The organism is Burkholderia sp. Ac-20365 (assembly GCF_017104715.1).
Lineage (GTDB): Bacteria > Pseudomonadota > Gammaproteobacteria > Burkholderiales > Burkholderiaceae > Paraburkholderia.
Map to the genome: position 1 here is coordinate 1 of NZ_JAAGPI010000103.1, position 1,126 is coordinate 1,126.

The window sequence follows — 1,126 nt, forward strand, 5'->3', positions numbered from 1 at the left end:
GGGCGGTCTCAAGATGCAAGCGCAACACTTCCGGTTAGGATATGTTGCATGGGAAAGAACTATAAACAGCTGAGCGCCGAAGAGCGCGGTGTGATCTTTGCAATGAAGTTTGAGGACAAGAGCACACGCGAGATCGCGCGTGCTCTTGTGCGCTCGCCAAGTACGATCAGTCGCGAACTGAAGCGCAATGAGTGGAAACCGGCTCACGAGCGCTCAACGATGGGACGACCGCCGATCGCGGGCGGTTACAATCCAAGGCGTGCGGGTTTGCGGGCAGGCAGACTGCGGCGCAAGCCGCGTCGGGAGCGCAAGCTGCGCGTCGATGGGCCGCTGTGGCCGCAGGTGCGAGAACTGTTGGCTAAATTCCATTCACCCGAGCAGATCAGTGCGCAACTGGAGCGGGTGCATCCGGATGAGCCCACCCTGAACGTGTCTCACGAAACCATCTATCACGCCATCTATGCCATGCCTCGGGGCGAGCTCAAACGCGAACTGATCGCGCTGCTCAGACGGGGACGCAGCACCCGCAGACCCCGCTCGCGCGGCGAAGACCGGCGTGGCAAGCTCACTGACATGGTCAGCATCCACGTGCGTCCGCCCGAGGCGAACGAGCGGGTGCTTGCCGGGCACTGGGAAGGCGATCTCATCAAGGGGGCAGGAAACCGCTCGGCGGTGGGCACGCTGATCGATCGCAGCACGCTGTTCCTGATGCTGGTCAAGATGGATGACAGCACAGCGGAAGCGGCGTTGCGGGGCTACAGCGCAGCGTTTGCGCCGCTCGACCCGGAACTGCTCAAGACGCTGACCTACGATCAGGGCAAGGAGATGGCACTGCACAAGGAACTGGCCAAAGCGACAGGCATGCGCATCTACTTCTGTGATCCACACAGCCCGTGGCAGCGCGGCATCTGTGAGAATACCAACGGTCTATTGCGCCAGTACCTGCCCAAGGGCGCGGACCTGTCCGTGCTCTCGCAACGTCAGCTCGACATGATTGCGATCGAGATGAACAACCGTCCGCGCAAGACGCTCGGCTGGAGAACCCCCGCGCAAGCCTTTATTGAAAACTGCAAGAAACAGGGAATCGAAATCAACCCCGCTGTTGCACTTGGTCTTTGAAACCGCC

1 protein-coding gene is annotated in these 1,126 nt (G+C 60.8%); it reads left to right on the forward strand.

What is annotated here, in order from left to right; translation table 11 throughout:
* Positions 1–48 precede the first annotated feature (48 nt).
* Positions 49–1,119 (forward strand): IS30 family transposase, encoded by a 1,071-nt coding sequence (locus G3O01_RS44780; protein WP_205813923.1) that lies wholly within the window; start codon positions 49–51, stop codon positions 1,117–1,119.
* Positions 1,120–1,126 lie beyond the last annotated feature (7 nt).